Consider the following 2,425-nt stretch of genomic DNA (forward strand, 5'->3'; position numbering starts at 1 on the left):
GTACGACCAGATCGCGCAGGGCGAGGCCGGCCTGATGTCCCTGACCGGCCCCGACCCCGACCACCCGACCCGCGTGGGGGTGCCGATCGGCGACCTGCTCGCCGGGATGTACGGCGCGTACGGCGTGGTCGCCGCCCTGCACGAGCGCACCCGCACCGGCAGGGGCCGGGTCGTGCGGACCAGCCTGCTCGCCGCGATCGTGGGCGTGCACGCCTTCCAGGGCACGCGCTACACCGTCGCCGGCGAGGTCGGCCGCGCACAGGGCAACCACCACCCGAGCATCTGCCCCTACGGCCTGTTCTCCTGTGCCGACGGGATGCTCCAGATCGCCGTCGGCAGCGAGGGGCTGTGGCGCAGGTTCTGCGCCGCGTTCGGCCTGGACCCCGAAGCCGCAGGCATGGCCACCAACCGGGAGCGCGTCGGCAACCGCGACGCCGTCGTGGACGCGGTCAACGCCGCCTTCGCCGACCGCAAGCTCGCCGAGCTGCTGCCCGCCCTGGCCGCGGCCGGCATACCGGCTGGTGAGGTGCGCACCCTGGACCGCGTCTACGAGTGGGAGCAGACCCGCTCCCAGGGGCTGGTCATCGACGTGGACCACCCGGTCCTTGGCACGGTCCAGCTGCCCGGGCCGCCGTTGCGCTTCGACGACAACCTGTATGCCGGCGGGCGGCCCGAGCACCTCGCCCCGCCGGCCCTGGGCCAGCACAACGCCAGCGTCCGGGCCTGGCTCGACGAGCGCGACGCCGAGGGCACCGCGTGACCCGCCGCCTCGGCGCCCGCGAGCTCATCGAGACCGTCCTCGACGAGGGCAGCTTCGAGAGCTGGGACACCACGCCCGTCCCGGTCGCCGAGCCGGGCAGCGCGTATGCCGCCGAGCTCGCCGCCGCGGCGGAGAAGGCCGGCACCGACGAGGCGCTCATCACCGGCTCGGCCCGGCTGCGTGGTCGCACCGTCGCCGTGGTGCTGGGGGAGTTCCGGTTCCTGGCCGGCTCGATCGGCCGGGCCGCCGCCGAGCGCCTGGTCCTCGCGGTGGAGCGGGCGACGCGGGAGGGGCTGCCGCTGTTCGCCGCCCCGACCTCCGGTGGCACCCGGATGCAGGAGGGCACCAGCGCCTTCGTCGGGATGGTCAAGATCTCGGCGGCGATCGCGGCGCACAAGGACGCCGGGTTGCCCTACTTCGTCTACCTGCGCCACCCCACCACCGGCGGGGTCTTCGCCTCGTGGGGCTCGCTCGGCCACGTCACCGTCGCCGAGCCGGGTGCGCTGGTCGGCTTCCTCGGGCCACGGGTCTACGAGGCGCTCTACGGGTCGCCGTTCCCGGAGGGTGTGCAGACCTCGGAGAACCTCTTCGAACAGGGCCTCATCGACGCGGTGCTGCCGGTCGAGGCACTGGCCGAGGTCGCCTCGCGGGCGCTGAACGTGCTCATGGCCCCGCGCGAGGACCTGCCCGTGGTGCCCGAGCTGCCCGGGGAGGAGCTGCCCGACCTGCCCGCCTGGGACTCGATCCTGCGCTCGCGCCGGCCGGAGCGGCCCGGCGTGCGGGCCCTGCTCAAGCTCGGCGCCACCGACGTCGTGCCGCTGCACGGCACCGGCCAGGGTGAGCAGGACCCCGGGCTGCTCATCGCCCTGGCCCGCTTCGGCGGGGCGCCCTGCGTGGTGCTCGGCCAGGACCGCAAGCACCAGACGTTCGAGAACCCGCTCGGCCCGGCCGGGCTGCGCGAGGCGCGGCGCGGCATGCGCCTGGCCCGGGAGCTGAAGCTGCCGCTGGTCAGCGTCATCGACACCGCCGGCGCCGCGCTGTCCCGCGAGGCCGAGGAGGGCGGGTTGGCCGGCGAGATCGCGCGCTGCCTGTCCGAGCTGGTCATGCTCGACGCGCCGACCGTCTGCCTGCTGCTCGGGCAGGGCACCGGCGGCGGGGCGCTCGCGCTCATGCCGGCCGACCGGGTCGTCTGCGCGCAGCACTCCTGGCTCTCGCCGCTGCCGCCCGAGGGCGCCTCGGCGATCCTGTACCGCGACACCGACCACGCGCCGGACCTCGCCGCGTCGCAGGGCGTGCGCTCGCTGGACCTGCTGCGCGAGGGGATCGTGGACCGGATCGTCGCCGAGCACCCGGACGCCGCGGACGAGCCGGCGCAGTTCTGCGCCCGGATGTCCCAGGTGCTCCAGCACGAGCTGGGCCTGCTGCTGCGGGCCGACCCGGCCGAGCGGCTCGCCGCCCGCCTGGCTCGCTACCGCCGCCTCGGCTGAGCGCCCGCGCCCACCCCACTGACCTCGCCGAACTGGACGTTGGTGCCCCTTCGCCGCGGGTGAAGGGGAACCAACGTCCAGCTCGACGAAGAAGATCGTGAAGCCGGTGGCGACTGGGAGGTGGTGACGCGGCGTACAAGTGCCAAGAGGCGGGCGGTCATTGGGCAGGGTCTGCCAA

At 74.9% G+C, this 2,425-nt stretch carries 2 protein-coding genes; both read left to right on the forward strand.

The window, feature by feature from the left end; translation table 11 throughout:
• Positions 1–760: CaiB/BaiF CoA transferase family protein (locus tag VF825_RS10810; protein ID WP_331113073.1), on the forward strand; the 760-nt coding region annotated here is incomplete at its 5' end.
• The gene (locus tag VF825_RS10815) at positions 757–2,247 is read left to right on the forward strand and encodes a carboxyl transferase domain-containing protein (RefSeq protein WP_331113075.1); all 1,491 of its coding nucleotides are present in this window, start codon (positions 757–759) and stop codon (positions 2,245–2,247) included. The genes VF825_RS10810 and VF825_RS10815, both read left to right, overlap by 4 nt.
• The last annotated feature ends 178 nt before the right edge of the window (positions 2,248–2,425 follow it).

The sequence above is a fragment of the Oryzihumus sp. genome (genome assembly GCF_036391795.1).
Classification (GTDB): domain Bacteria; phylum Actinomycetota; class Actinomycetes; order Actinomycetales; family Dermatophilaceae; genus Oryzihumus.